This is a genomic window from Bradyrhizobium sp. 170, from assembly GCF_023101085.1.
Classification (GTDB): Bacteria; Pseudomonadota; Alphaproteobacteria; order Rhizobiales; family Xanthobacteraceae; genus Bradyrhizobium.
Genome location: NZ_CP064703.1, coordinates 6,297,358 through 6,324,306 on the forward strand (window position 1 = coordinate 6,297,358; position 26,949 = coordinate 6,324,306).

Consider the following 26,949-nt stretch of genomic DNA (forward strand, 5'->3'; position numbering starts at 1 on the left):
ATTCACATCCGCTCGACGCCCGGAGTGGTTACGCTTGCGCAAATTGATCGCCTTTGACGATGACACGCTCGACAAGCTCACCCAGCTTGCACGCGACCGGATGGCGACGTTTCAGGAGCTGGCCGACGAAGCCTTTGCGGACCTGCTCAAGAAGCACGGCATTCCCATCGACCTCAAGGATGCGCTGCGAAAAAGTGCGGGACTGTCGAAGGGCGCGACGCCGAAGAATGCAAGATCGAAAACCGGAAAGGCGCCATCATGAATTCCGACCCGGACCCTTTCGAGCAGGGCCAGCACGCCGCACGCCAGAACATTCCGGCGGAAGCCAATCCGTATCAGGATGGCAGCGACGAGCATGCGCTCTGGGCCGCCGGCCATGAAAAAATCGCCGGCGCGCGCGAGGCGAACGAGAGCGAAGGCGACTGAGCCGGAAAGCGGCTGCCGCCTTCAGCCGATCTTCTTCAACCCGTTTTTGAATCGCGGCCCGTTGAGCGCGTAGAATTTCGCAGCACTTCCCATCGCCGTTACCTGCTCCGGCGTCAGCGTGCGGACCACGCGCGCGGGCGAGCCGATGATCAGGGAATATTCGGGATATTCCTTGCCTTCGGTGATGACCGATCCCGCGCCGACAATGCTGCCGCGGCGGATCCTGGCGCCGTTCATGACGATCGAGCCCATTCCGACCAGCGCGTCGTCTTCGAGCGTGCAGCCGTGCAGGATGACATTATGACCGACGGTGCAGTTCTTGCCGATCGTCAGGGGGAAGCCGCGGTCGGTGTGGCAGGTGGAATTGTCCTGCACGTTGGAGCCTTCGCCGATCTCGATCCACTCATTGTCGCCGCGCAGCACCGCGCCGAACCACACGCTGGCCGAATTCAGAAGGCGCACCTTGCCGATCACGACCGCGGTATCTGCGATGAAATAGCTTCCGTCTCCGGGGAGTTCAGGCCCCTGTCCGTCGAGTTCGTAGATCGCCATAGCAGAAAGGTCTCCGTTAGAGCGTTTTCGAGCGAAGTGGCTCCCGGTTCGCGTGAAGAAAACGCGTCAAAACAAAAGGCTAGAGCTCCGTTCTGATTCAATCAGAACGGAAATGGCTCTAGCGGAGACCTTTGCACAGCCGCTGGCGCGGGATCAAGCGAGCAGGCCGCAAGCCTCAGGCCAGCACGCCGGTGGCACGCAGCGTCATCAGGAAAAACGTGCCGGACATCAAGCTCCAGAAGCCTGAAAGCACGGTCGCCATCATCACGAATTCGAAGCGGCGGCGCTCGATCTTTGCGCCGCGCAACGTGTTGCGCATGATGATGAAGGGTGCGGCGAAAACCAGAAACGGCACGGCCGCAAACGTCTTCGGCGCCACGCCTTCGCCAAGCAGCCCGAACCCGGCCGGCCGCGCCGCCATCGCCTGATAGCCGCTGGCGAGCGCGCCTGCGAACGCAAAGCCGATGCACAGGGAGAACAGGGAATTCAACGCATCGGGCGACATGGCAACTTCCCCTACTCGAAAAACCGCGCCCTGCTTTCGCAAAATTGGGCGGCGGCCGCCACAGCATCCTTAAGGAAGGGTTAACAACGGGCCGCAGGGACCTCGTTTGCGCATGGCTGTCGGGGCCGGACTCCCCGCGAAATCATGAGGAAATCACGCGCCCCATGGCATATTCGCCGGATGATTCGCCTGGCTCCTTCCTCGACCGATCCTTCGTTCATGACCCTGCTTTCGACGGCCCAGCACCTCGCCCGCGACACCCGCAGGGACCCGCGCTCGCACATGGTCCTGATCATGGTCGCGGTAATCATCACCGCGGGCGCCGTTGCGCTGGTCGCCTATTTGCTGTGGCCGACCTGGGTGGCGCGGCCTGCCAGCGCTCCGGAACGGTTGCCGGTCAGCGTCGGCGCCACGCTCTTCAACGTGCCGACGGCGGCGATCCGCCGGAAGATCCAGCGCCACTCCGGGCCGCAGGAGCGGGTCGATCTGAGCTTCGTCTTCCCGTCGCTGGAACCGCCGGATGCGCCGAAGCACGTCAGCGCCGATACGATCGAGGAGAAGGTGCAGCCGATCGACCGGGTCTTCGTATCGATATCAGCCCATCACGACTCGCTGGCGCCCGACATGCGGGTGCGCACCATCTATCCGCGCTATCTCGAACCGGCCTCAACGTTGGTGGAAGACGGATTGACGATGCGCACGTTTCGCGACGGCTCGCCCTACGCCAATGAGGACCTGTTCTCCGCCGCGACGCCGGGCCTCAATGCGCGCTGCTCGCGCGACGGTCAGACGCCCGGCATGTGCCTGAGCGAGCGCCGCGTCGACGGCGCCGACCTGACGTTCCGCTTTCCGCGGAGCTGGCTGGCGCAATGGCGTGACGTTGCGAATGCGATGGACCGCCTGACCGCGCAGATGCGCGGGCCGAAGGGTTAGGCCCGGCCCCGTAGGGTGGGCAAAGGCGCGAAAGCGCCGTGCCCACCATCTATCACCGATCGCGCTTCGAAATGGTGGGCACGCTTCGCTTTGCCCACCCTACAGCACTGCGGTTACGGCGTTGTGGCGCGAATGCGCGCCTCACCCGACGTCGGCCAGATCTTCCTCGAGGATCGCCATCTGAAACTGGAACGAGCGATCGTCGTCCTCGTCATCGACGAACAGCACGCCGATGAACTCCTCGCCGATATAGACCTCGGCGGAGTCGTCCTTTTTCGGCCGCGGCACGACGCGGATCTTGGGATTGCCGAATACGCGCTTGAGATAGGCGTCGAGCTTCCTGACTTCCTGAACGTCCACGGCGGTCTCCAATCGGATTCTTTGAATTTCCGGGAGGTTTTTAGGACGAGACGGCGCAGACTACCAGCCGTAACTTCACAAATACGGCTGCCAGAAAGTGTGGAAAATCAAAGGCCGATCGCGCCGAGCATCTGATCCATGGTGCGCGACGGCTCCGCACAGCCGGCCTCGCCGACGATCTTTGCGGGGACGCCGGCCACCGTGACGTTGTGAGGCACCGGCTTGACCACCACCGAGCCCGCGGCGATGCGCGCGCAATGGCCGATCTCGATATTGCCGAGAATCTTTGCGCCCGCCCCGATCAGCACGCCGCGCCTGATCTTCGGATGACGGTCCTCGTTCTCCTTGCCGGTGCCGCCCAGCGTGACGCCGTGCAGGATCGAAACGTCGTCGTCGATCACGGCGGTCTCGCCGCAGACGAAGCCGGTCGCGTGATCGAGGAAAATGCCGCGGCCGATTTTGGCAGCGGGATTGATGTCGGTCTGAAACACCGCCGACGACCGGCTCTGCAGATAGTAGGCGAAATCCTTGCGGCCCTTTTGATAGAGCCAGTGCGCCAGGCGATGGGTCTGCAGCGCGTGAAAACCCTTGAAGTAGAGTAACGGATCGATGAAGCGCGAGGTTGCGGGATCGCGGTCGTAGACCGCGACCAGGTCGGCGCGGAACGCGTTGCCGAGATCGGGTTCGTCGCGCAGCGCCTCGTCATAGGTCTGGCGGATCAAGTCGCCCGACAGCGCCGAATGATCGAGCCGCTCGGCGAGACGATGCACCACCGCATCTTCGAGGCGTTCGTGATGCAGCACCGTCGAATAGATGAAGGAAGCGAGTTCGGGCTCGCGGCGGACGATGTCCTCCGCCTCGCCCCGGACGCGGTCCCAGATCGGATCGAGTGCGGCGAGCTTCGAACCTTGCGGATTGACCTGATGCACTGCCATGATTGCTCTCGCAAATTCACTGGTTTCGTTGATATTATAGCACGGCGGGCGGACGGCTGTCCCCGGCAGGCTTCGGCAAAAGTAAGCCCCCGCCGAATGCCCCCTGGGGTCAGTTCAAGGTGGTCAGCGATTTCGGGAAATCAAGCCGGCCGGCGTCCGACTATTGGTGAATTTCGGCGGACCCACCATTCGACGGGTGCTGCCCTGATGGGGGAAAGCCACACCAGCACGCAGGTATTGCGGGCGCGCACCGCTGCGGACTCGCGGTCGGCCTGGATCGCCGCCATCGCCATCCCATTGATGTTGCTGGCCCCCGCCCTGTGGAATGGCTATCCCCTGCTCCAATGGGATACCGGCGGCTACCTGGCAAGGTGGTATGAAGGCTATTTGGTGCCGAGCCGCTCCACCACGTTCGGCCTCTATCTTCATTTCGGCGAGGATTCGAGCTTCTGGATCAACCTCGGGGTCAACGCGCTGGCGACGTTGTGGATCCTGCAGTTGACGCTGCGCGTGCTAGGCCAGTCCCAGCCGTCGCGGCTCCTGGCCATGAGCCTCGTGCTGGTTCTGACCACCTCGCTGCCGTGGCTCGCCAGCACGCTGCTGACCGACATTTTCGCCGGCCTGTCCATGCTGGCACTCTTCATCTTGGCAGCGCATGCCGAGCGGACATCGATCCCGGAAAAATGCCTGCTGTTCGGTCTCACCGCTTTCGCCGCCGCAACGCACAGCGCAACGCTCGCCGTGCTGCTCGGACTGTGCTGTATCGGCTGGATCGCGCGTCCCTTTCTGCGCGGGCGGATTTCCGTTTCCGGACTGACGCAGGGCAGCCTCACCATCGTCGCCGGGGCTGCGTTATTGCTGTCGACCAATTTCGCATTGTCCGGAAAACTGGCGTGGACGCCCGGCGGTTTTGGCGTAGCCTTCGGACGGATGCTGCAGGATGGCATCGTCGCGCAGTATTTGCGCGATCATTGTCCGAAGCAGAGCTTCAAGCTCTGCCCCTATCGCGATCAGCTTCCCGCCACCGCCGACCAGTTCCTGTGGGGCAACAGCATGTTCAACACGCTCGGCCGCTTTCGAGGGTTGAACGACGAGATGGGCTTTATCGTGCTGCATTCGCTGGCCGAATATCCGGCCTGGCAGGCCAAGGCGGCACTGACGGGAACTGCGCAGCAACTGGTGCAGGTCGCCACCGGTGAAGGCATCGGGGTCTGGCTCGGCCATACCTACGGCATCGTCGAGCGCTTTCTTCCCGCACAAATGAAGCCGATGCGCGCGGCGCAGCAGCAGCGCTGGCATTTCGATTTCACCGCAATCAACCGGATTCACGTTCCCGTCGCGCTGGCGTCGATGCTGCTGGCCGCGATCCTGTTCGGCCATGGCGTGCTGCGCCGGCCGTTCGACGATCTCACTTTGCTCGCCGGCACGGTCACGTCAGCCCTGCTCGGCAACGCGTTCATCTGCGCCGTGATATCAGGCCCGCATGATCGCTATGGCGCACGCATGGCGTGGCTTGCGACCACGGTGGTGCTGATCGCGGCTATCAGGCATTTCACCGGTGACGCGCGCGAGCGCTCATTGCTGCCGCGACAGGAAGTCGGTGACGCCGACCTTGTAGACCTTGTCGCCGACGGCGCGCATATGATCGCGGTTCGGAATGTCGAGCACCTCGGCACCCGGAATGATTTTCCCGAGCGCCGCGGCTGAGCCCGCGATCTCGTCTTTGGTGCCGACCGCGATCAGGACCGGCACGCCGATCCCGGCGGCCTCCTCCGATGTCATCAGCCGCCGCGAACCGCGCAGGCAGGCGGCAAGCGCGCGGCGGTCGGAGCGGGTCTGGTCGGCGAAGGCGCGGAACGTCCGACCGACCGGATCGGTGACATCCTCCAGCGACGGCGCCTCCAGCGCTGTGGCCACGTTCTCGCCGGGGCCGCCGCCCTCGATCAGCCCGATCCCGATGCCGCCGAGGATCGCCGAGCGCAGCCGCTGCGGCTGCTCGCGTGCCAGGATCGCCGTCATTCGCGATCCCAGCGAATAGCCCATGATGTCGGCGCGTTCGATTCCCAGATGATCCAGCAGCGCAATGACGTCGCTTGCCATGATCGCAATTTCGTAATCAGCGGAATCGTAGAGCTTTTCGGACTCGCCGTGGCCGCGATTATCGAGGGCGATCACGCGGCGGCCATCTTTCCTCAGATCGGAAACCCAGGTCGGATAGACCCAGTTGACATTCTTGCTGGAGGCAAAGCCGTGCACGAGAACGATCGGATCACCCTCGCCTTCGTCGAGATAGGCAATTTCGACAGCGCCGTTGTGAAAACTCGGCATCATCAGTTCCATGTTTTGGGGATCGGAATGGGCAAGCTTGCAATAACCGCAAGTCTAGCCTTGCGCGACAGCGCCCGCCAGAGCCGGGCCGGACGGCAAGCCTGCCGCCGCCTGCTTTCGTAACCGCCGCGCCTTGCTGCGACGCAGCCATGCTTCAGTGGCCCGCTCGGTGGTCGCCTTGATCGACGACAGAAAACCGAACAGCGCCAACAGCGCACCGAACACCCACATCGTCAGATTAAAGGCGCCGGTTGCCAGCAGCAGCGCGCCGCGGCCGAGCACTTTCAGAATCGCGCGGGTCTGACCGCCCTTGGATTCGGCAAGCCGTGCGGCGCGCGCGACGTCCTTCGGCCCTTGCGCGATGCGCAGCGTATCGAGCGCCCCGCGCGTGCCGGCCTTTTCGCCGACGCGTCCGACGTCTTTCGCCAGCCGCACCAGCGCGCCGGCCTTCTCGGCGCGGAACGCCGCCTTGATCGCGCTGATGGTCTCGCCGGGCCGCAACACCGAACCCTTCGCGACCGCCTGCTGCAGGACGGGCGTATCGACGACCTCGCGCGCCGAGCGGCCGGCCCATTGCGTCAGCCCCTCGCCCAGCCGCCCGACCTTGCGGGCATCCTTGACCATGGAAAGACCGGCGCGCACCGGCCCCATGCCTCCAACGGATACATAGGTCGCGGCGGTCACCGCGAGGCCCACCGTCGCAAGACCCAGCACCAGCCGGTCAACCTCCTCGCCCGTCGCCAGGTGCTTGCCCTCGCGCACCACGTCCCTGATGTCGCCGAACACGAACAGATCGCCCGCGACCGTGCCCGACAGGCTCGCAACGTCGTCGGCGTTGCCGGTCACCAGACCCGTGGCAAAGCGCTTGGCAAAATGCGACGCCGAACCCGCGTCAGTAACGGCATCGCTGACGCGCTTCGACAGTTCGTCGCTGACGGCAATGCCCTTGTCACGGGCGAGTTCGACGAAGCTGTTGGCGAGATCGGAATCGTCAGCTGCGAGCGCGGCCTCGATATGGTCGGCGACCAGCGCCTGATTGCTCCTCAGGGCAGAATTGATGTGGATATCGGACAGCGCCGCAGGGTCGTCCTGTGCCGCCAGAATGGCTGTGGCCTCGCGGGCGTGCGGCCACAGCGCCGCGCACACCGCCACGCTGAGCGCCATGCACCCTAAAGCCCCTGCCAGCGCCGAACCGAGCCGCAACCGCCTCATCCCAAAAAGCCCAATGTTTTCGTCTTTCTCAAGATGGTATGCCGTTTTTAAGACACAACTGCCCCGACGAAAGAAGGGCTTTTCTCCCACGACAAGATTGTGTCGAATTTGCATGAGCAAATGTGCGGCGGGGACCTCCCGAATCGGCTCTAGGAATCATCGGCACCCGCCATTATGGATGGTGCGCGGCATTTCGGAATTGCCGCGTCGCGTTGATTGCGTGCGCCCGTCGTTGCTATCCAAGGTGAAACTGATGTCCGACCATGTCGTTCCGCATTTCCATAACGACGCCGGAGTCTCGGTGATCGAGATCGGCTCGCAGGAATTCATGTGCGTGGGCGCCAATCCGCCGTTCGACCATCCGCACGTGTTTCTCGACCTCGGCAACGACAACGAGATCATATGCCCCTATTGCTCCACGCTGTACCGCTTTGCCGCCGACCTGGCCGCAGGTGAGGCCCGCCCGCCGGAATGCGTCCTGAAGGACAAGGTCGCCTGACCTTTCGGTGGCTGCCGCGCGCACCATCATCGTTGCTGGTGCCGGGATCGGGGGACTGACGGCTGCGCTTTCGCTCGCAGCCAAAGGCTTTCGCGTCATCGTTCTGGAGAAGGCCGAACGGCTGGAGGAAGCCGGCGCCGGCCTGCAGCTTTCGCCCAACGCCAGCCGAATCCTGGTCGACCTCGGCCTGCGGCCGCGGCTTGTGTCGCGCGCCGTGACGCCCGAGGCCGTCGCCATCATGAGCGCCCGAGCGGGCGGCGAGATCGCCCGCCTGCCGCTCGGCGAAGCCGCCAGCCTTCGCGCCGGCGCGCCCTACTGGGTGATGCACCGCGCCGATCTGCAAGGCGCCCTGCAAGCCCAGGTCAATGACCATCCGGACATTGATCTCAGGCTCGGCTGCCAGTTCGAGGACGTGACCTCGCACGCCAAGGGGCTGACCGTGGTCCAGCGCCGTGGCAACGCGCGACAACAGGAGCTGGCGGTGGCGCTGATCGGCGCCGACGGCATCTGGTCCACGGTGCGGAACCATTTGTTCCCGGAGGTGCAACCGCAATTTTCCGGCCTGATCGCCTGGCGCGGAACCCTCGATGCGACGACGCTGCCGCGCGAACATACTGCACCGCGGGTCCAGCTCTGGATGGGGCCGGACGCGCATCTGGTCGCCTACCCGATCTCGGCGGCGCGGCAGATCAACGTGGTCGCGATCGTGCCGGGAACCTGGAACAGGCCGGGCTGGAGCGCACCGGGCGACGCCAATGAACTGAAGAACGCGTTCGCCTCGCAGCGCTGGCCCGCGACCGCGCGGATGCTGATAGGCGCCGTCGACGAATGGCGGCGGTGGGCGCTGTTCACCCTGCCCGATCTCGGCGAATGGACGGACGGCGCGATCGCGCTGCTCGGTGACGCCGCGCATGCGATGCTGCCGTTTGCCGCGCAGGGCGCGGGAATGGCGATCGAGGACGCCGCCATGCTCGCCAAATGCTTGAGCGAAAGCCCGGGCGACAATATCGCGGGCATTCCGGCGGCGCTGAAGCGCTACGGCCGGCAGCGGCGCGGCCGCGTGCTGCGGGTGCAGCGCGCCGCGCGGCAACAGGGGCGGATCTATCATCTCACCGGACCGCTGGCGCTGGCGCGCGACCTCGCCATCAAGGCGATGGGCCCGCAGCGCATGCTGGCGCGGCAGGACTGGATTTATGATTGGCGGGTGTGAGCTGGGAATTCTGTAGCCCGGATGAGCGAAGAGACATCCGGGACCACAGCACCACTGCCCCGGATATCGCTTCGCTCATCCGGGCTACGGTCCCTTAATTCGCCGCGCTGCTGGCCTTCGAACGGCCGCTCTTGGCGGCGGGAGCCGGCGCGAACGATGGCGGGACCGGCGCAGGCCTGGCTTCCGGTTTCGATTCCTGGCACCTGTTTTTCTGCCAGGCTTCATCGGCCAGCTTCGACTGTCCGCGCAACGCAATGTAGTCATTGCGATAGGCCATCTCCGCCACCACGGGACCGGCAACGCCGGTTTCAGCCTTCGTCATCAGCCCCTGCAATTCCGCGGTGCGCGCCGCGAGGCTCTTGCGCTCCGGTTCGAGCTGCTTGCAATCATAGAGATCGTACTTGGCGGGGTCGGCAAAGGCCGGGGAAATGGTGTCGCTGATCCCGGCGCAGCTGGACAGGCCGGCCCCGAGCGCAACCAGCGCCAGCGCGGCAAGGCTCTGCGAGAATAACCGGCGATAGGACAGCGAGTTGGACATCGGACCTTCGTTAAGTGGATTATGTTGAGATTGCCTAAAGCTCGCCGCAGGTAAACACCCCAAGTGTCCGCATTGAGGCTTTGCTTTGGCGGGCGCGCTCACTTAAAGGTGGGGAGCGTTCTGGCCAGAGATTATCCCAATTCCACTTCTCCGGTAAACGCGCTAAGTATCTGATCTTCTGAGACTAAGCGGACGTGGCGGAATTGGTAGACGCAAGGGACTTAAAATCCCTCGATGGCAACGTCGTGTGGGTTCGAGTCCCACCGCCCGCACCACGCTTCGCCCTGGCGGGCTACGCGTGGCGCAGCCACGCGAAGACCGCCAGGTCTGAGCGTGTCCGGCATAGCCTGAGCGAAGCGAAGGCGACGACGGACTGGTGAGGCTGGGGAATCACATTGCCGCAAACCCATCTTTTCGAAATGCGCCGGCTGGAGATGCTGAGCAACACCATCTTTGGCGTTGCCATGACGCTGCTCGCCTATGATTTGCCGAAGGCCAGCAGTTTCACGCAAGCGCCGACATGGATGGGTCTGGTTCACGTCTACGCGCAACCCGTCATTGCGCTGACGATCAGCTTCATCGTCGCCGGCCTGTTCTGGTTCAGCCACCACCGGCGGCTTGCGGTGGCGCCGGAGGGCGGCCGCGGCGTAGTGTTTCTCAATCTGTTTTTTCTGCTCGCGATCATCATCCTGCCGGTGACAAATGGTCTCTACGGCGTCTATCGGCTCGATGGCGTTATCGCGGTGCTCTATGGATTCCACCTGATCGTGATCGCCGCGCTGAACGCGCTGTTGTGGATCCTTGCGCTGCGGGGCCAGAGCAATCCGCAGTTGCTGGCGACTGCGCTGTTTCCGCTGTTCGTGTTCGTGCTTGGCACGGCCATGGCTTTCGTCGCACCGAAAGTCGCGCAGTTCACTTGGTGCCTGGCGTTCGGCGCGCCGCTTGCGGGCTGGCTCGCCGCGCGCCGCGCTACCTAGCGCGCCACCTTCGCCTCGCTCACCGTGAGCAACCGGCTGGCCTCCTCCGCAATCATCCGCTCCATCTTTTCCTGAAACTCCTTGCGCGGCAGGCCCGGCGGGATCGGCGGAAGAAAAGAGAGGGTGATGGTGCCTGAATGCATCATCAGGGTCTTCTTGCCCCAGAACAGGCCGGAATTGCACGCCGCCGGCACCACAGGGACGTCGAGGTTGGTGTAGAGCGCGGAGATACCGGCCGACTGGAACGTCATGGGCTGGTCGATCGCTTGCCGCGTGCCTTGCGGAAACAGCAGCGCCTTGCGCCCCTCGCCGACCGCGCGTCTCGCCTCATCGACCATCTGACGCAGCGCTTGGCGGCCCGCCGACCGATCAACCAGGATCATCGGGTATCGCTCCAGAAACCAGCCGACGAGCGGCAGCTTCCTCAACTCCTTCTTGGCGACGATGCTGGCATCGGGGAAGATCACGCAGAGCGCCGCGGTCTCCCACAGAGATTGATGATTGCAGGCGATGATGCAGGGTCCATCGGGAACGTGCTCCCGCCCCTCGACGCGATAATCCAGCCCCACCACGTACTTCATCAGGAACAGGATGCCGTTCGCCCACACCTGGGAGACCGCGCGCACGGTCGCGCTGCTCGCATTGAACAGCGCCATGAACGGCACCGATAGCGAAACGACGACCGTCAGGATCACCACGGCGGCATCGAATAATATAGACCTCAGATAATGCAAACGTCCGTCCCCTCGGGCCTCTATGCCGCTTCCAATACAGCACTTTTCCCGGGTTGCACAATTCCGGCCACCCCACTGAAATATGTCTCACCACGGATCGGCCCGATTGCCCATCCAGGATCGCCTCATGCCGGCATCAGAACAAATCGCCATCGCGCCGCATCTCGTCTTCGATGCCATCACCGCCGGCACGCCAGGGGCGCCGCTGGTGCTGCTGCTGCACGGCTTTGCGGAATCGATGCATTGCTGGCGCGCCCAGGTCACGGCGCTCGGCGACATGGGCTATCGCGCCATTGCGCCGAGCCAGCGCGGCTATTCACCGGGCGCCCGGCCGGATCCGCGCGAGTTTTCGCACTATTTGATCGACCGCCTGATGGACGACGCTATGGCGATCGTGGCGGTCGCGGGCTATGGCGAGGCCCGCTTCCATCTCGTGGGCCACGACTGGGGCGGCAGCATCGCCTGGGGCATCGCCGACCGCCACCACGCGCGGCTGGCCTCGCTTAGCATTCTCTCGCGGCCGCATCCGAACGCATTCAATCGCGCGCTGACGGCTGACAGCGAGCAGGCCCAGCGCTCAAAGCACCACAAGGCGTTTCTGGAACCGGATGCCGCCGATGTCGTGCTGGCCGACGACGCCAAATGGCTGCGCGATCGTCTGACCGCCAATGGCGTCCCTGCCGACGCGATCGAGATGCATCTCGCCGTGCTCGGCAACAAGGATGCGATGGAAGCGGCGCTCGCGTGGTATCGCGCCCGCGGCGCGATCCGCGGGCCGCTCGGCCCGATCCGCGTGCCGACGCTTTATATCTGGGGCGACGCCGACGACACCGTCGGCCGCAACGCCGCCGAAGGCACGGTCGATTTCGTCGCCGCCCCCTATCGTTTCGAGGTGCTTCCGGGCGTCGGGCATTTTGCGGCGGATCAGGCGCCGGAACGTGTGAGCCAACTGCTGCTGGAACATCTTGCCGCGCATCCGGGATGAGGAACGCAACGCCCGCAAAAATGTTGTCATGCACAAAAAGGAGTATGACGACATGGCCAGCGAACAACCCGCGGACAAGCCCGCCGCAACCGGGCGCAAACCGCCCCCGGATCGGCGGCCCTCCCAGCCGCAACAACCGCAAATCCCCTCGCCGCTGGCGAACGATGGTCCGGAACTGGTGCGGGATAGCCACTGCTGATGTCCACGTTATCACCAGCGTAAGCCACGACTTGTCCGCCCCGCAGCCCAACCTGCGGCGGACAACGTCGCTTCGTTCGCATTGACGAGAGAGTGGGTTTGAGAAACCCATCACGCGCTGGCAGCGAATTCCTGATGCCTGCCGGGCGCGGCGTCGAACAATGCCTTGGTGTATTCGTGCTGGGGCGCGGCAAAAACGTCCGCCGTGGCGCCCTGCTCGACAATCACCCCGCGCTGCATGACCGCGATCCGGTCGCACACTTGCGCGGCCACCCTCAAATCGTGGGTGATGAACAGCACCGCCAGATTGAACTTGCGGCGCACCTCGTCCAACAGCTTCAGTACCTGATCCTGCACGGAGACGTCGAGCGCCGATACCGGCTCGTCGCCGATCAGCAATTCAGGCTCCATCGCCAGCGCCCGCGCAATACAGATCCGCTGGCGTTGGCCGCCGGAGAATTGATGCGGGAAACGATCGATCGCGGCCGGCGGCAGATGCACCACGGCCATCAGGTCGCGCGCACGCTGCAATGCCTCCTTGCGGCTGAGGCCAAAGTTCATCGGTCCCTCGATGATCGCCTCGCCGACCGTGCGACGCGGATTGAGCGATCGATACGGGTCCTGGAAGATGAACTGAACACGCCGGCGCATCGGGCGGAATTTTGCTTCCCGCATCGCCGCGATATCGACGCCGTCGATCTTGATGCCGCCGGCTGACGTATCGACCAGCCGCGCGACGCAGCGCGCCACCGTCGACTTGCCGGACCCGGACTCGCCGACGATGCCCAGCGTTTCGCCGCGCCGGATCGTCAGCGAGACGTCCTTGACCGCGGCGACCACGCGCGCCTTCGGCTGGAACAGCGAGCGCTTGCCATAGGTCTTGAAAAGATTCTCGGTCTCCAGAACCACCGGTCCGATCACCGGCGACCGCTTCGGCGGCGTCATGCTCGGCACCGAGGCCAGCAGCATTCGCGTATAGTCCTCGCGCGGGTTCCGCAGCAACTCCTCGCAGGGGCCCTGCTCCACGATCCGGCCCATCTGCATCACCACGACGCGGTCGGCGATCTCGGAGACGACGCCGAAATCATGGGTGATGAACAGAACGCCGGTTTTCTTGCGGCCCTGCATTTCCCGCACCAGCTTGAGGATCTGCGCCTGCGTGGTGACGTCGAGCGCGGTGGTCGGCTCGTCGGCAATCAGCAGGGCCGGGTCGAGCACCAGCGCCGCCGCGATCATGATCCGCTGGCGCTGGCCGCCGGAGAGTTGGTGCGGATAGGCGTCGATCATCTGTTCTGGATCGGGCAGATGTACCGCGCGCATGATCTCAAGCACGCGCGCGCGCTGCTCCTTCTGGTCGAGGCTGGTGTGGATCTCCAGCACTTCGCGGATCTGGTCGCCGACCCGCTCGACCGGATTGAGCGCGGTCATCGGTTCCTGGAATACCATGGCCATGCGGGTGCCGCGGATCGCGCGCAACTCGGCGTCGGACTTGGTGAGCAGTTGATCGCCCTGCAGCCGGATCGAGCCGTTCTCGACCTGCATCGCCCCCTTCGGCAGCAGGCCCATGACGGCCTGCGCCGTCACCGATTTGCCGGAACCGGATTCGCCCACGACGCAGACGATCTCGTCGGCACCGACGGTCAGGTTGATGCCCTGCACCGCATGCGTCCTGTCGCCTCCGTTGATGGCGACTGAAAGGTTCGAGACTTCGAGAACAGTGCTGCTCACATCACACCCGCTTCGCCATCTTCGGATCGAGCGTATCGCGCAAGCCGTCGCCGAGAACGTTGACGGCCAGGATCGTGAGCGCAAGGCACACGCCGGGATAGATGATGTTGTGCGGATACAGGCTGAAGACCTGCCGGCCCTCGGCCATGATGTTGCCCCAGGTCGGCACCTCCGGCGGCACGCCGATGCCGAGGAACGACAGGATCGCCTCGATGAGGATGGCGGACGCGCAGATGAAGGTGCCCTGCACGATCATGGGCGCGATCGTGTTGGGCAACACATGCCGCCACAGCAGTTTCGGGGTCGAAGTGCCGAGCGTCACCGCCGCCTCGACATAGGGTTCCTCGCGCACGCTGAGCACGATGGAGCGCACGAGCCGGACCACGCCTGGAATCTGCGGAACCGTGATGGCGATGATCACCGTCCACACGCTGGAGCGGAACAGCGACACCATGGCGATCGCCAGCAGGATGGCCGGGATCGCCATCAGCCCGTCCATGATCCGCATGATGATGGCGTCGAGAAAGCGGAAGAAGCCGGCGAGCAGACCGATGAACAGGCCGCAGGCGACGCTGATCAGTGCTACCGTGATGCCGACAAAGAGCGAGACGCGCGCGCCATAGACCACGCGGCTGTAGACGTCACGTCCCAGGCTGTCCGTGCCGAACTTGGCGATCATCTTGATGCGTTCGCCGGTGTCCGTCCGCATTGTGATTTCCGCGCCGGGGATCTTGTTTCGTGCGATCGGGCTGATCGCCGTCGGATCGATGGTTCCGAGCCAGGACGCGAATAGCCCCATCAGCAATACGATCGTAATGACGGCGGCGCCAAAAACCACGCTGGGGTTGCGCAGCAATTTGCGATACGCGGCGGGCTTGGTTGGGCTCGCCGGCAGCACGGGTTCGAGGATCGTCGTGTCCACCATCAGTAGCGAATCCTGGGATCGAGCACGGTATAGATCATGTCAACCGCCAGGTTGATCATGACGTAGACGAATGAAAACAGCAGGATCACGGCCTGGATCGTCGGATAATCGCGCGCCAGCACCGCGTCCACCGTGAGCCTGCCAAGGCCGGGGATCGTGAACACGCTTTCGGTCACGACGACGCCGCCGATCAGGAGCGCCACGCCGAGGCCGATCACCGTGACGATCGGCACCGCCGCATTGCGCAGCGCATGGCGGAACAGCACCTTTCGCTCGGACTGTCCCTTGGCGCGCGCGGTGCGGATGTAATCTTCCGAGAGCACCTCGAGCACGCTGGTGCGGGTCATGCGCGCAATCAGCGCGATATAAATCACCGACAGGGTTACGGACGGCAGGATCAGCCGCTGCACCCAGCCGCCAACCCCCTCCGAGATTCGCTGATAGCCCTGCACCGGCAGCCAGTTCAAATAGACCGCGAACAGGTAGATCAGGAGGTAGCCGATCACGAACACGGGCACGGAAAAGCCAAGCACCGAAAAGCCCATCACGATGCGGTCAATCCACGAACCGTGCCGGTGCGCCGCCAGCACGCCGAGCGGAACAGCGACAAACACCGCAATCAGAATCGTGAACAAGGCGAGCGACAGGGTCGGCTCGATCCGCTCGCCGATCAGCGAGGCCACCGTCTTCTTGAAGAAGAAGCTTTCGCCGAAATTACCGGTCAGCACCCTGCCCGACCAGATCACGAATTGCTCGATCATCGGCCGGTCGAGGCCGAGTTGGCTGCGGATCTGCACCACCTGCTCGGTGGTGGCATTGTCGCCGGCGATGACTGCCGCCGGGTCGGACGGGGTCAGCCGCAGCATCAGGAAGATGAAGACCGCGACCACCAGCATCACGGGGACCGTGCCGAGCAATCGCCGGAAGAAATAGCCATACATAGATCGATCCCCGAAACGAAACGGGCGGCGGGAAGCCGCCCGCTTCCTTCACATCACTTCGTTACTTCGATGTTCCAATGCACCGGCACGGGCGCCATCAGCAAGCCCTTGACGTTCTTGCGGATGGCGATCGGCTGCACGTACTCGCCCACCGGAATCTCGGCCGTGATCTCGATGTTGCGCTTCTGGACCGCTTCCGCGATGTCCTTCTGCTTTGCCAGATCCGTCGTGCGCGCGAAGTCGTCGCGCAGCTTCTCCATCGTCTCGTCACACGGCCAGCCGAACGACGCCTTGTCACAGGCTGCGTTCACGTAGGCGGTGGACACCGGGTTCATCACGTCTGCGACGACCCAGGCGGTGAGAAAGGCATTCCAGCCGCCGGCGCTCGGCGGATCCTTTTTGGCGCGGCGCGCAACCAAGGTCTGCCAGTCCATCGACTGCATGTCGACCTTGAAGCCGGCCTTCTCCATCAAAGACTTCGCCACCGGCGCCAGGTTGGTCAGGGCCTTCAGGTCCGTCGAATGCATTAACAACACCGGCGTGCCGTCGTAACCCGCTTCCTTAAGGAGTTCCTGCGCCTTCTTCACGTTCGAGGTGAGAATTCCGTCTGTTCCCTTGGTCGTGCCAAACGGTGTGTCGCAAATAAACAACGCCTTGCACGCCTTGATGTAATTCTCGTCGCCGATGGTCGCCATCAGGAAGTCTTCCTGGTTGAAGGCGTACCAGAGCGCCTGGCGGATTTTCGGATTGTCGAACGGCTTGTGCAGGTGGTTGGGGCGGAAGACGTACTGCGCCTTGATTTGCGGTACCTGGACGATCGCGATGTTGGGATCTTTCTTCAAAGTCCCCAGGAGATCGTGACTGGGCTGCTCGATGTAATCGATCTCGCCCTTGCTCAGCGCGTTGATCGCCTGCTGCGCGTCGGAAATGGCGCGCCACTCGACGCGATCCACCTTGGCGAGCTTGCCGCCGGCAAGACCCGAGGCCGGCTCGGCGCGCGGCTTGTACTTGTCGAACTTGACGTAGACGGTCTTGTCGCCGGGCTTCCATTCATCCCTGACGAAGACGAAGGGGCCGGAGCCGGTGAAATCCTCGATCTGCTTGTTGGGATCCGTCTCGGCGACGCGCTTGGGCATCATGAACGGCACGTTGGACGACGGTTTTGACAGGCCAAGCAACACGAGGCCGGTCGGTTCCTTGAGCTTGATGGTGAAAGTTTTGGCATCGACCGCGTCGATGGAGTCGACGAAGGTCATCATCTTCTGACCGAGCGAGTCCTTGACCGCCCAGCGCTTGATCGAGGCGATGCAGTCTTCCGACGTCACCGGCTTGCCGTCATGCCACAGCAAGCCGTCGCGCAGCGTAAAGGTGTAGCCCTTGCCATCAGCCGCGGCTTCGTACTTCTCCACCATCTGCGGCTTGATCTCGCCCTTTTCATCCTGTGCGAGCAGCGTGTCGTAGATCATGTAACCGTGGTTGCGGACGATGTAGGCCGTGGTCCAGATCGGATCCAGGATCTTCAGATCCGAATGCATGACGGCGCGTAACGTGGTCTGCGCAAGCGCAGGCGCTGCCGCAACAACCATCAAGCTGCCGACGCAAGTCGCAGCAAGAATTGCTTTTCTGAACGCGTTCATTCCTTCACCTCCGTTGTCGTCTCGACGCCCGAACGCCTATTGTTCGGGCCCCTGCCCGGTTTATGACCGGACTATAGGGTCGATATTCAGCTTCACAACACCCTTTTGACCCGACGACACTGGTGACGCCGGCGCTCAGGCAGAAATCAGGACAGCCCTCCGGACAGGTCCCTCCGTGGCCGGCCTCTGCCTGCCATTGGATGGAGTGCTGCCCTGGTTCAGCTCCGCCAACACGCCTTCTCGCAAACCTACAATCAAGAATGATGCCAGAATTACCGTTGCCCCTACCGCGCACCGGGAAGGTCCGAACGTGCCATGTTTTCCCTTTACAAATCCGCCGCCGGTCCTTCTCGTAACGGGTCCACACCGAACCCAAACATTCCGGCCCAACCGGGAGGACCCATATGAACCCTGCCAACCTTCCCTTTGATTCCGAGTCCATGCTGCAGGGGTTGCGGGCCTGGGTGGAATGCGAAAGCCCCACCTGGGATGCGCGTGCGGTCGATCGTATGCTCGACCTTGCGGCGCGCGAAATGGCCATCATGGGTGCGACCATCGAACGCATCGCCGGACGGCAGGGTTTTGCCGGCTGCGTCCGCGCGCGCTTCCCTCACCCGAAGCAGGGCGAGCCTGGTATTCTGATCGCGGGCCATCTCGATACCGTCCATCCCGTCGGCACGCTGGAAAAGCTGGCATGGCGGCGCGAAGGCAACAAATGCTACGGCCCGGGCATCTTCGACATGAAGGGTGGCAACTACCTCACCCTTGAAGCGATCCGGCAACTGGCCCGCGCCGCGTTCACGACGCCGCTGCCGATCACCGTGCTGTTCACGCCGGACGAAGAGGTTGGCACGCCATCGACCCGCGACATCATCGAAGCCGAAGCCGCCCGCAACAAATATGTGCTGGTGCCGGAACCCGGCCGGCTCAACAACGGCGTCGTCACCGGACGTTACGCCATTGCGCGCTTCAATCTCGAAGCCGTCGGCAAGCCGAGCCATGCCGGCGCCACGCTCTCCGCCGGCCGTTCCGCGATCCGCGAGATGGCACGCCAGATTATCGCTATCGACGGCATGACGACTGAAGATTGCACTTTCTCGGTCGGCATCGTGCATGGCGGCCAATGGGTCAATTGCGTTGCCACCACCTGCACCGGCGAGGCGCTCAGCATGGCCAAACGACAGGCCGACCTCGATCGCGGCGTCGAACGGATGCTCGCGCTTTCCGGGAGCAGCAACGATGTCACGTTCAGGGTCACCCGTGGTGTGACCCGGCCGGTGTGGGAACCCGATGCCGGCACGATGGCGCTTTACGAACACGCCCGCAACGTGGCCAGGCAAATGGGCGTCGAGCTCCCGCATGGCAGCGCCGGTGGCGGCTCCGACGGTAATTTTACGGGCGCCATGGGCATCCCCACCCTTGATGGCTTGGGTGTTCGTGGCGCGGACGCTCATACGCTCAACGAACATATCGAGGTCGACAGCCTCGCCGAGCGTGGCCGTTTGATGGCCGGATTGCTGGCGACGCTGACGTGATCTAACGCACCGCAAGACGCAGCATAGATTGCTTCCGCCTTCGCTCATTGAGCTACGGCGGACGAGTCGCTTCGCTCGCAATGACGGTGGGGCGGCATGCAAAACGGAATTGCTTCGCAGCTTGCGCTTGCCACGATGTCACGCTTAACGTCCCCCCAACGAAAAGCATTGACCGAGAGACTTGATGACCCGCATCGCCGTTGGCGCCTTTCTGCACGAGACCAACACTTTTGCGCCGACGAAGGCGACATACGAGGATTTCGTCCATGGCGGCGGCTGGCCGTCGATGGCGCATGGCGCCGATGTCCTCAAGGTCATGCGCAAGATCAATGTCGGCCTCGCTGGCTTCGTCGAGGAGGCCGAGGCCAATGGCTGGGAGCTGGTCCCGACGATCTCGGCGGCCGCGGTCCCATCGGCGCATGTCACCAACGATGCCTTCGAACGCGTCATGAAGGAGATGGTCGACGGCATCGCGGCGGCTGGACCGATCGATGCCGTCTATCTCGATCTGCACGGCGCCATGGTCACCGAACATTACGACGACGGCGAAGGCGAAACGCTTGCCCGCGTGCGCAAGGTGATCGGCAAGGACCTGCCGCTGGTCGTGAGCCTCGACCTCCATGCTAATGTCTCGCCCGAGATGATGGAGCATGCCGACGCACTCATCGCCTACCGTACCTACCCCCACATCGACATGGCCGACACCGGCCGCGCCTGTGCAAGACACCTCGCGCTGATGCTGAAGACGGGGCAGCGTTTTGCAAAAGCGTTCCGGCAATTGCCGTTCCTGATCCCGATCTCCTGGCAATGCACCAACGACCAGCCGACCAAGGGCATCTATCAGAAGCTCGCGGCGCTGGAGAGCGACGCAGTGCCGACCCTGTCCTTTGCGCCGGGCTTCCCGGCGGCGGACTTCAGGGATTGCGGGCCGAGCGTGTTTGCCTACGGCCGGACGCAGGCCGATGCGGATGCCGCAGCCGACAAACTGGTGGCGCTGGTCGAGAGCCACGAGGACGATTTCGACGGCCGCATCTATTCGCCCGATGATGGCGTGCGCCTCGCGATGGATCTGGCGAAATCGGCAAGTAAGCCGATCGTCATCGCCGACACCCAGGACAATCCCGGCGCCGGCGGCGATTCCGACACCACGGGCATGCTGCGCGCGCTGGTTCGCAACAGGGCAATCGGTGCAGCCACCGGCGTGATCTACGATCCGGAGTCGGCTATCGCTGCGCATGCGGTCGGCGTCGGCGCCACGGTTACGCTGGATCTCGGCGGCAAGTCCGGCATTCCCGGCGACGCGCCGTACAGGGAAACTTTCGTCGTCGAAAAACTGTCCGACGGCAAATTCGTGGCGTCCGGCCCCTATTATCGCGGACGCGACATGGATATGGGACTGTCCGCCTGCCTGCGCATCGGTGATATCAGAGTGGTCGTCGGCTCCTACAAGGCGCAGCTCGCGGACCAGTCGATGTACCGCTATGTCGGCATCGAGCCGACCGAACAGAAAATCCTGGTCAACAAGAGCTCGGTGCATTTCCGCGCCGATTTCGAACCGATCGCCGAAAAACTGCTGATCTGCGCCGCGCCCGGCGCGATGCCGGCCGATACGGCGGCGCTGCCCTGGACACGGCTGCGTCCGGGCATCCGCATCAAGCCGAACGGCCCTGCCTTCACCCCATCCGCTCCATCTCGCTCAACATCTAAAGTCACGGGATAACAGACATGCCCACCATCGACCGCATCGACGGCTATGCCGAGGAACTCACTGCCATCAGACGCGACCTGCACGCCCATCCCGAGATCGGCTTCGAGGAAGTGCGTACCTCCGGCATCGTCGCGGAGAAGCTGAAGGGATGGGGCATCGAGGTGCATCGCGGCCTCGGCGGCACCGGCGTGATCGGCGTGCTCAAGGGCAAGGGCAGTGGCGGCAAGCGCATCGGCCTGCGCGCCGACATGGATGCGCTGCCGATGGAAGAGAATACCAACCTGAAATGGCGTTCGACCATTCCCGGCCGCTTCCACGGCTGCGGCCATGACGGCCACACCACCATACTGCTCGGCACCGCGCGCTATCTGGCCGAGACCAGGAATTTCGACGGCACCGTGCATTTCATCTTCCAGCCCGCCGAGGAAGGCCTCGGCGGTGCACGCGCCATGATCAAGGACGGCCTGTTCCAGAAATTCCCCTGCGACGAGGTCTATGGCTTGCACAACGCGCCCGACCTCAACCACGGCGAGATCGCGATCCTGCCGGGACCTGCGATGGCCGGCGCCGATTTCTTCGACATCACTATCCAGGGCTACGGCGCACATGGCGCGATGCCGGAACGCTCCAAGGACGCGGTGGTGATCGCGACGACACTGGCGCAGGCGTTGCAGACCATCGTCAGCCGCAACGTCGATCCCTTGAAGGCGGCGGTGATGTCGATCACCCAGATTCACGCGGGCTCCGCCTATAATGTAATCCCCGGCGACGCCAAGCTGTGCGGCACGGTGCGCGCGTTCGACGACGGCGTGCGCGCGCTGATCCGTGAACGCATGCGCACGATCAGCGCCGGCATTGCCGCGACCTTCCAGTGCGAAATATCCGTCGATATCCGCGATGGTTTCAGCGTGCTGGTCAACGAGGAAGAACAGTCCAAGGTGGTCGAGGAGGTGGCGAAGACGATCGTCGATCCGGCCAATGTGTTGACGCGCTCGACGCCCAAAATGGGCAGCGAGGATTTCGCCGACATGATGCAGGTGGTGCCCGGCGCCTATTTCTGGATCGGCCATGACGGCTCGGTGCCGGTGCACAATCCCGGCTACGTCCTCGACGACAAGATTCTGCCGATCGGCGCCAGCATGTTCGCCCGCATCATCGAAACCCGTCTCCCGGTAGGTTCGCATGCATAAACCAGCCGCCGAAGAAGAGATCACCTCGCTGCATGACCTTTCCGCCGTCGACCTGATCGCCGGCTATCGCGCCAAGCAGTTCTCGCCATCGGAAGTGCTGGAGGAAGTGATTGAGCATGTCGCGGCATGGGAACCGCACATCAAGGCGCTCTATTTGTTCGATCCCGACGCCGCGCGCGCCGCCGCAAAGGTATCGACCGATCGCTGGCAGAGGGGCGAACCAACCGGCACGCTCGACGGCGTGCCCGTCACCATCAAGGACAATATCGCCACCAAAGGTCAGCCGATCCCGCTGGGTGCCGCCAGCGTCAAGCTTGTACCGGCGGAGAAAGATGCGCCGCCCGCCGCGCGGCTGCGTGAATCCGGCGCAATCATCTTCGCCAAAACGACGATGCCGGACTACGGCATGCTGTCGTCGGGCCTCTCCAGTTTCCATCCCCTCACCCGCAATCCCTGGGACCTGGCCAAGAATCCCGGCGGCTCCTCTTCCGGCGCGGGCGCGGCAGGCGCGGCCGGTTACGGCCCGTTGCATCTCGGCACCGACATCGGCGGCTCGGTGCGGCTGCCGGCCTCGTGGTGCGGCCTCGTCGCACTGAAGCCGAGTTTTGGGCGCGTTCCGTACGATCCGCCCTATGTCGGCCGCGTCGCCGGGCCGATGACCCGCACCGTCGACGATGCGGCGCTGATGATGTGCGTATTGTCGAAGCCGGACCGCCGCGACGGCATGAGCCTGCCGGCCGACAGCAGCATTCACTGGAAGACACTCGACAAGTCACCGCGCAAGCTGCGCATTGGCCTGATGCTCGATGCCGGTGCAGGCCAGGCGCTCGAAAGCGACGTGCGAAGCGTTGCCGTCAAAGCCGCCAAGGCGTTCGAGTCCGCCGGCGCCGTCGTCACCGAGGTCGACGGCATCCTGACGCGCGAGATGCTCGATGGGATCGACAATTTCTTTCGGGCGCGAATGTGGGATGATCTCTCAAAACTTTCGCCCGAGGAACGCGGCAAGGTACTGCCCTACATCCACACATGGGCGGAAGCCGGAGCAAGACTTTCCGGCGTCGACGTCATCAGGGGCTTCAACGCCACGATGGCGATCCGCGCGGCGGCCGCAAAGCTGTTCTGCGACCTTGACTACGTGATCTCGCCGGTGTCGCCGGTGGTGAACTTCCCGGCCGAATTCGCCGCGCCGATCAACGACCCCGACAAGCCGTTCGAGCACATCGGCTTTACCGTGCCGTGGAATATGTCCGAAAATCCCGCGATCTCGCTCAATGGCGGTTACGACGCGAAGGGTTTCCCGATCGGCGTGCAGATCGTCGGCCGCCGCTTCGACGATCTCGGCGTGCTCGGCATGGCCAAGGCGTTCGAAGGCCTGCGCGGCCCGCAGCGGCCGTGGCCGTCGCCGCCGAAGAAGTAACCTCTATCCGTCATTCCGGGGCGCCGCGAAGCGGCGAACCCGGAATCCATGCGCACACACATGCGATCGAAGTCGTGGATGCATGGATTCCGGGTTCGCGCCAAGTGGCGCGCCCCGGAATGACGAGTTAGAAATGACCGACAAAAGAACACAGGAAGGAAACAACCCCATGGCGTATGAGACCATCAAGTACGAGGTCGAAGATCAGATTCTCACCATCACGCTGAACCGGCCCGACAAGCTCAACGCCTTCAACGGCACGATGCAGCAGGAACTGATCGACGCCTTCGACGCGGCCGACAAGGACGACAATGTCCGCGCCATCATCGTCACCGGCGCAGGCCGCGGCTTTTGCGCCGGCGCCGACCTCTCGTCTGGCGCCAATACCTTCGACCGCGACGCGCGGCGTGGTCCGGTAAAGCGGCTTGCCAGCGGCGCGGTCGACTACAGCGATCCCATGGTGCGCGACGGCGGCGGCCAGGTGACCCTGCGGATCTTCAAGTGCCTGAAGCCCGTGATCGCGGCGGTGAACGGCCCCGCCGTCGGCATCGGCGTCACCATGCAGCTTGCGATGGATATCCGTATCGCCTCCGAAGCCGCGCGCTTCGGTTTCGTGTTTTCCCAGCGCGGCATCGTTCCCGAGGCCGCCTCGAGCTGGTTCCTGCCGCGCATCGTCGGCATCTCGCAGGCGCTGGAATGGTGCTATTCGGGGCGCGTGTTCCCGGCCCAAGAAGCGCTGGCCGGCCGCCTCATCAGCAAGGTGGTGCCGCCGGATGATCTGTCGCCGACGGCGCGCGCGCTCGCCAAGGAATTCATCGGAAAGACTGCGCCGGTGTCGGTGGCGCTGATCCGGCAGATGATGTGGCGCATGATGGGCGCCGACGATCCGATGGAAGCCCACAAGGTCGACAGCCGCGGCATCTACGCGCGCGGACGAAGCGACGACGTCAAGGAAGGCGTGGTGTCGTTCCTGGAAAAGCGCCCGGCCGAGTTCAAGAACAAGGTTTCCAGCGACATGCCCGACTATTTCCCGTGGTGGCCAGAGCGCGAGTATAAGTGAGCGGCCGGCCCGCATCGGCCAACGCGGCGCAAGACGGCGCCGTCCTGCTGCACGGCATCAGCAGGACGGCGCGATCGTTTCGAAAGATGCAGGCGGCGCTGGAAGGCACAGGTTTCGCAACGCTCAATCTGGACTATGCGAGCCGCCACAAGGCGCTGGAAGCGCTGGCCGAGGACATCCATCCCTCCATCCAGCGTTTTGCGGATAGCATCGATGGCTCCATCCATTTCGTTTGCCATTCCATGGGCGGATTGTTGGCGCGGGTCCACATTGCCAGATATCGGCCCAAGCGCCTGGGCCGCGTCGTCATGCTCGGCACGCCGAACTGCGGCAGCGAGATCGCCGATCTCCTCAGGCATTTCAAGCCTTATCGCGCTTTTTTCGGACCTGCCGGACAGCAGCTTGGCACGCAGCGGAGCGCAGTGGACGATGCAATGCTCCCTCCGGTCGATTATCCCGTCGGCATCATCGCCGGAAACCGGTCGATCGATCCAGTGGCTGGGACGATGCTGCCGAAGCCACATGATGGACGGGTGTCGGTGGAGAATACCAAACTCAACGGCATGGCGGATCATGTCGTGGTCGGGGCGTCGCATCCGTGGCTGGTGCGGAATTCAGTTGCGATCGGGCAGACGATTTCGTTTCTTCAAGACGGGAAGTTTGGATCGTAGGGTGGGCAAAGCGAAGCGTGCCCACCATCTTGCACAACGCGGAAATGGTGGGCACGGCGCAAGCGCGCCTTTGCCCACCCTGCGACCTCACCCCATCGTCAGCGCCACCCGCCCGATCGCCTTTCGATCGATCAGCAGCCGCATCGCTTTCGCGTAATCTTCCAACGGCAACCGGTGCGAGATATTCGGACGCACCTTTCCCGCTTCCGCCCATTCCGTCAGCGCCTTGATCCTGACCTCGCCGAGCGCGGGATTTCTCCGCACCGCTTCACCGGCACGAACACCGAGCACGCTCGCACCCTTGATCATCAGAAGATTGGTCTTGGCAAGACCGATGCCGCCGGTGAAGCCGATGACCAGCAGCCGCGCGCCCCAGTTGATGCAGCGCATCGAATTCTCGAACACCTCACCACCGACGGGATCGAACACCACGTCCGCGCCCTGCCCGTCGGTGATGCGCTTGACGGCATCGCGGAACGGCTCCTGATCGTAGCGCACGAGATGATCGGCGCCCCTCGCTTTCGCAATCGCGAGTTTTTCGTCGCTTGACGCCGTCGCAATCACCGTCGCCCCCAGCATCTTGCCGATCTCGACGGCGGCGAGCCCGACGCCGCCACCGGCGCCATGCACCAGCAGCACCTCGCCCGGTTGAAGCCGGCCGCGATCGATCAGCGCATGATAGGCTGTGCCGTGGCCGGCCAGAAATGTCGCGCCCTCGGCGTAGTCGAACGTCGACGGCAGTTTTACGAGCTGCGAGGGCGTAGCGACCGCTTCATCGGAATAAGCACCGTGCCGCATCTTGACGATCACCCGGTCACCCACAGCGACGCCCTCGGCCGCGTTGACCTCGACGACATCGCCGGCGGCTTCCATACCCGGCGTAAACGGCAGCGGCGGCTTGAGTTGATACTCGCCCGCCGCCATCAGAACGTCGGGGAAATTCAACCCGGCGGCGCGGATGGCGATGCGCACCTGGCCCGGCGCCAGGGGTGCGGCGTCAAACGTTTCCAGGCGCAGGTTCTCGGGCGGCCCAAGCTCGCGGCAAACGACAGCCTTCGGCATCAGGCGGCCCGCGCTTTCAGGCGCTCCAGCGCTTCGCGGATCAGCAGCATGCGGTCGTTGCCGAAGTACATGTCGGTCTTGTCGACAAAGATCGTCGGCGAACCAAAGCCGCCGCGCGCCATCACCTCATCCGTATTGGCCTTGAGCTGGTCCTTGATCGCCTGCTGGCCGATGCCCTCGAAGAATTTGACGTGGTCGATGCCGGCCTTCTTGCATATCTCCGTCAGCACCGAATCCTGCGAGATGTCCTTGTCGCCACCCCAATAGGCCTCGAACACCGCAGTGGCGAACGGCACCATGTCGTTACCGAGCCAGATGCAGCCGCGCATCGCCTTGACGCTGTTCACCGGAAATACCGTCGGCGGCATCTTGATCGCAAGCCCCGCAGAGCGCGCCCAGTCGGCGAGATCCTTTTTCATGTAGCGCGCCTTCAGCGGCACCGGCGTCTCGCGCTGCGCGTAGACGCTCGGGTTCACGGTATTGAAGATGCCGCCGACCAGGATCGGCCGCCAATTGATCTCGACGCCGAGTTCCTTGGCGAGCGGCTGGATGTTGTGAAAGGCGAGATAGGTCCAGGGACTGGAGCAGTCGAAGAAGAATTCGAGCATGGGGTTTTCCTTGTTATTGCAATTATATTCTTGCGACTAACGTTTCCACCGTCATTGCGAGCGAAGCGAAGCAAT

At 63.7% G+C, this 26,949-nt stretch carries 27 protein-coding genes, 1 tRNA gene and 1 pseudogene; 15 read left to right on the forward strand and 14 right to left on the reverse strand.

Translation table 11 applies throughout. The features are described from left to right. Positions 1-34 precede the first annotated feature (34 nt). A complete protein-coding gene (locus IVB05_RS29380; protein ID WP_247779425.1) occupies positions 35-262 on the forward strand; it encodes a hypothetical protein in 228 nt (75 codons plus the stop codon). Further along, positions 259-426 (forward strand): hypothetical protein, encoded by a 168-nt coding sequence (locus IVB05_RS29385; RefSeq protein ID WP_247779427.1) that lies wholly within the window; start codon positions 259-261, stop codon positions 424-426. Before IVB05_RS29380 ends, IVB05_RS29385 begins: the two co-directional genes overlap by 4 nt. 21 nt (positions 427-447) lie before the next feature. On the opposite strand, the gene IVB05_RS29390 is transcribed toward IVB05_RS29385, so the two are convergent. Together IVB05_RS29390 and IVB05_RS29395 are read right to left on the reverse strand one after the other, a co-directional pair. Continuing rightward, positions 448-978, reverse strand: coding sequence for a gamma carbonic anhydrase family protein (locus IVB05_RS29390; protein ID WP_247779428.1), 531 nt, complete (start codon positions 976-978; stop codon positions 448-450). 175 nt (positions 979-1,153) lie between these two features. After that, positions 1,154-1,483: a hypothetical protein gene (locus IVB05_RS29395; protein ID WP_247779430.1), complete on the reverse strand. Its 330-nt coding sequence runs from the start codon at positions 1,481-1,483 to the stop codon at positions 1,154-1,156. A gap of 219 nt (positions 1,484-1,702) precedes the next feature. On the opposite strand from IVB05_RS29395, the gene IVB05_RS29400 reads away from it, so the two are divergent. Then, positions 1,703-2,416, forward strand: coding sequence for a hypothetical protein (locus tag IVB05_RS29400; RefSeq protein WP_247779431.1), 714 nt, complete (start codon positions 1,703-1,705; stop codon positions 2,414-2,416). 141 nt (positions 2,417-2,557) lie between these two features. Here IVB05_RS29400 and IVB05_RS29405 read toward each other — a convergent pair whose 3' ends face one another. Next, a complete protein-coding gene (locus IVB05_RS29405) occupies positions 2,558-2,776 on the reverse strand; it encodes a DUF3126 family protein (protein WP_025590201.1) in 219 nt (72 codons plus the stop codon). Between the two features lie 107 nt (positions 2,777-2,883). Beyond that, positions 2,884-3,711 carry a serine O-acetyltransferase gene (gene cysE, locus IVB05_RS29410; protein ID WP_247779433.1) on the reverse strand — a complete coding sequence of 276 codons (828 nt, stop codon included), beginning with the start codon at positions 3,709-3,711 and terminating at the stop codon, positions 2,884-2,886. A gap of 207 nt (positions 3,712-3,918) precedes the next feature. Between cysE and IVB05_RS29415 the strand changes: the two are divergent. Continuing rightward, a pseudogene (locus IVB05_RS29415) lies at positions 3,919-5,250 on the forward strand (hypothetical protein); the annotation flags it as partial. A 36-nt stretch (positions 5,251-5,286) separates the two neighbouring features. On the opposite strand, the gene IVB05_RS29420 reads toward IVB05_RS29415, so the two are convergent. Both IVB05_RS29420 and IVB05_RS29425 read right to left on the reverse strand, forming a co-directional pair. Next, the gene (locus IVB05_RS29420) at positions 5,287-6,039 is read right to left on the reverse strand and encodes an alpha/beta hydrolase (RefSeq protein ID WP_346771792.1); all 753 of its coding nucleotides are present in this window, start codon (positions 6,037-6,039) and stop codon (positions 5,287-5,289) included. A gap of 54 nt (positions 6,040-6,093) precedes the next feature. Next, entirely contained in the window at positions 6,094-7,251 is a 1,158-nt protein-coding gene (locus IVB05_RS29425; RefSeq protein ID WP_247779437.1) for a hypothetical protein, read from the reverse strand. Between the two features lie 253 nt (positions 7,252-7,504). Between IVB05_RS29425 and IVB05_RS29430 the strand changes: the two genes are divergently transcribed. Both IVB05_RS29430 and IVB05_RS29435 read left to right on the forward strand, forming a co-directional pair. Then, positions 7,505-7,750: a zinc-finger domain-containing protein gene (locus IVB05_RS29430; RefSeq protein ID WP_025590194.1), complete on the forward strand. Its 246-nt coding sequence runs from the start codon at positions 7,505-7,507 to the stop codon at positions 7,748-7,750. Positions 7,751-7,757: 7 nt separating this feature from the next. Further along, the gene (locus tag IVB05_RS29435; RefSeq protein ID WP_247779439.1) at positions 7,758-8,960 is read left to right on the forward strand and encodes an FAD-dependent monooxygenase; all 1,203 of its coding nucleotides are present in this window, start codon (positions 7,758-7,760) and stop codon (positions 8,958-8,960) included. A 94-nt stretch (positions 8,961-9,054) separates the two neighbouring features. Here the strand turns inward: IVB05_RS29435 and IVB05_RS29440 are convergent, their stop codons facing one another. After that, entirely contained in the window at positions 9,055-9,498 is a 444-nt protein-coding gene (locus IVB05_RS29440; protein WP_247779441.1) for a twin-arginine translocation pathway signal, read from the reverse strand. Between the two features lie 188 nt (positions 9,499-9,686). Here IVB05_RS29440 and IVB05_RS29445 point away from each other — a divergent pair. After that, a tRNA-Leu gene (locus tag IVB05_RS29445) sits at positions 9,687-9,773 on the forward strand. Positions 9,774-9,887: 114 nt separating this feature from the next. Next, entirely contained in the window at positions 9,888-10,475 is a 588-nt protein-coding gene (locus IVB05_RS29450) for a TMEM175 family protein (RefSeq protein ID WP_247787083.1), read from the forward strand. Here the strand turns inward: IVB05_RS29450 and IVB05_RS29455 are convergent. Then, positions 10,472-11,209 carry a lysophospholipid acyltransferase family protein gene (locus IVB05_RS29455; RefSeq protein ID WP_247779443.1) on the reverse strand — a complete coding sequence of 246 codons (738 nt, stop codon included), beginning with the start codon at positions 11,207-11,209 and terminating at the stop codon, positions 10,472-10,474. The two genes, IVB05_RS29450 and IVB05_RS29455, sit on opposite strands and share 4 nt — an antisense overlap. 127 nt (positions 11,210-11,336) lie before the next feature. On the opposite strand from IVB05_RS29455, the gene IVB05_RS29460 reads away from it, so the two are divergent. Beyond that, a complete protein-coding gene (locus IVB05_RS29460) occupies positions 11,337-12,194 on the forward strand; it encodes an alpha/beta hydrolase (protein WP_276578718.1) in 858 nt (285 codons plus the stop codon). A gap of 309 nt (positions 12,195-12,503) precedes the next feature. Here IVB05_RS29460 and IVB05_RS29465 read toward each other — a convergent pair whose 3' ends face one another. Genes IVB05_RS29465 through IVB05_RS29480 form a run of 4 tightly spaced genes read right to left on the reverse strand, consistent with a single transcriptional unit; the run spans position 12,504 to position 17,623 of the window. Continuing rightward, a complete protein-coding gene (locus tag IVB05_RS29465) occupies positions 12,504-14,120 on the reverse strand; it encodes an ABC transporter ATP-binding protein (protein WP_247779445.1) in 1,617 nt (538 codons plus the stop codon). A gap of 1 nt (position 14,121) precedes the next feature. Continuing rightward, positions 14,122-15,045 (reverse strand): ABC transporter permease, encoded by a 924-nt coding sequence (locus tag IVB05_RS29470; protein WP_247779447.1) that lies wholly within the window; start codon positions 15,043-15,045, stop codon positions 14,122-14,124. After that, complete coding sequence (locus tag IVB05_RS29475; RefSeq protein WP_247779448.1) at positions 15,045-15,986, reverse strand: ABC transporter permease; 942 nt, start codon at positions 15,984-15,986, stop codon at positions 15,045-15,047. Before IVB05_RS29475 ends, IVB05_RS29470 begins: the two co-directional genes overlap by 1 nt. A gap of 53 nt (positions 15,987-16,039) precedes the next feature. After that, positions 16,040-17,623 carry an ABC transporter substrate-binding protein gene (locus IVB05_RS29480; RefSeq protein ID WP_247779449.1) on the reverse strand — a complete coding sequence of 528 codons (1,584 nt, stop codon included), beginning with the start codon at positions 17,621-17,623 and terminating at the stop codon, positions 16,040-16,042. Positions 17,624-18,027: 404 nt separating this feature from the next. Between IVB05_RS29480 and IVB05_RS29485 the strand changes: the two genes are divergently transcribed. The 6 genes from IVB05_RS29485 (at position 18,028) to IVB05_RS29510 (ending at position 25,204) form a co-directional block, all read left to right on the forward strand. After that, positions 18,028-19,158, forward strand: a complete 1,131-nt coding sequence (locus IVB05_RS29485; RefSeq protein ID WP_247779450.1) for a M20/M25/M40 family metallo-hydrolase — start codon at positions 18,028-18,030, stop codon at positions 19,156-19,158. Between the two features lie 184 nt (positions 19,159-19,342). After that, positions 19,343-20,878 (forward strand): M81 family metallopeptidase, encoded by a 1,536-nt coding sequence (locus tag IVB05_RS29490; protein WP_247779452.1) that lies wholly within the window; start codon positions 19,343-19,345, stop codon positions 20,876-20,878. Between the two features lie 5 nt (positions 20,879-20,883). After that, positions 20,884-22,056: a M20 aminoacylase family protein gene (locus tag IVB05_RS29495; RefSeq protein ID WP_247779454.1), complete on the forward strand. Its 1,173-nt coding sequence runs from the start codon at positions 20,884-20,886 to the stop codon at positions 22,054-22,056. Further along, on the forward strand, positions 22,049-23,473 hold the full coding sequence (locus tag IVB05_RS29500) for an amidase (protein ID WP_247779455.1): 1,425 nt from the start codon (positions 22,049-22,051) through the stop codon (positions 23,471-23,473). The genes IVB05_RS29495 and IVB05_RS29500 overlap by 8 nt, the downstream gene beginning before the upstream one ends. Positions 23,474-23,642: 169 nt before the next feature. Beyond that, positions 23,643-24,533: a crotonase/enoyl-CoA hydratase family protein gene (locus IVB05_RS29505; RefSeq protein ID WP_247787086.1), complete on the forward strand. Its 891-nt coding sequence runs from the start codon at positions 23,643-23,645 to the stop codon at positions 24,531-24,533. Then, entirely contained in the window at positions 24,530-25,204 is a 675-nt protein-coding gene (locus tag IVB05_RS29510) for an alpha/beta fold hydrolase (protein WP_247779456.1), read from the forward strand. The genes IVB05_RS29505 and IVB05_RS29510 overlap by 4 nt, the downstream gene beginning before the upstream one ends. Positions 25,205-25,291: 87 nt before the next feature. Here the strand turns inward: IVB05_RS29510 and IVB05_RS29515 are convergent, their stop codons facing one another. Both IVB05_RS29515 and IVB05_RS29520 read right to left on the reverse strand, forming a co-directional pair. Further along, positions 25,292-26,266, reverse strand: a complete 975-nt coding sequence (locus IVB05_RS29515) for an NADPH:quinone oxidoreductase family protein (protein ID WP_247779457.1) — start codon at positions 26,264-26,266, stop codon at positions 25,292-25,294. Further along, positions 26,266-26,874 (reverse strand): 2-hydroxychromene-2-carboxylate isomerase, encoded by a 609-nt coding sequence (locus IVB05_RS29520; protein WP_247779458.1) that lies wholly within the window; start codon positions 26,872-26,874, stop codon positions 26,266-26,268. The genes IVB05_RS29515 and IVB05_RS29520 overlap by 1 nt, the downstream gene beginning before the upstream one ends. Positions 26,875-26,949 lie beyond the last annotated feature (75 nt).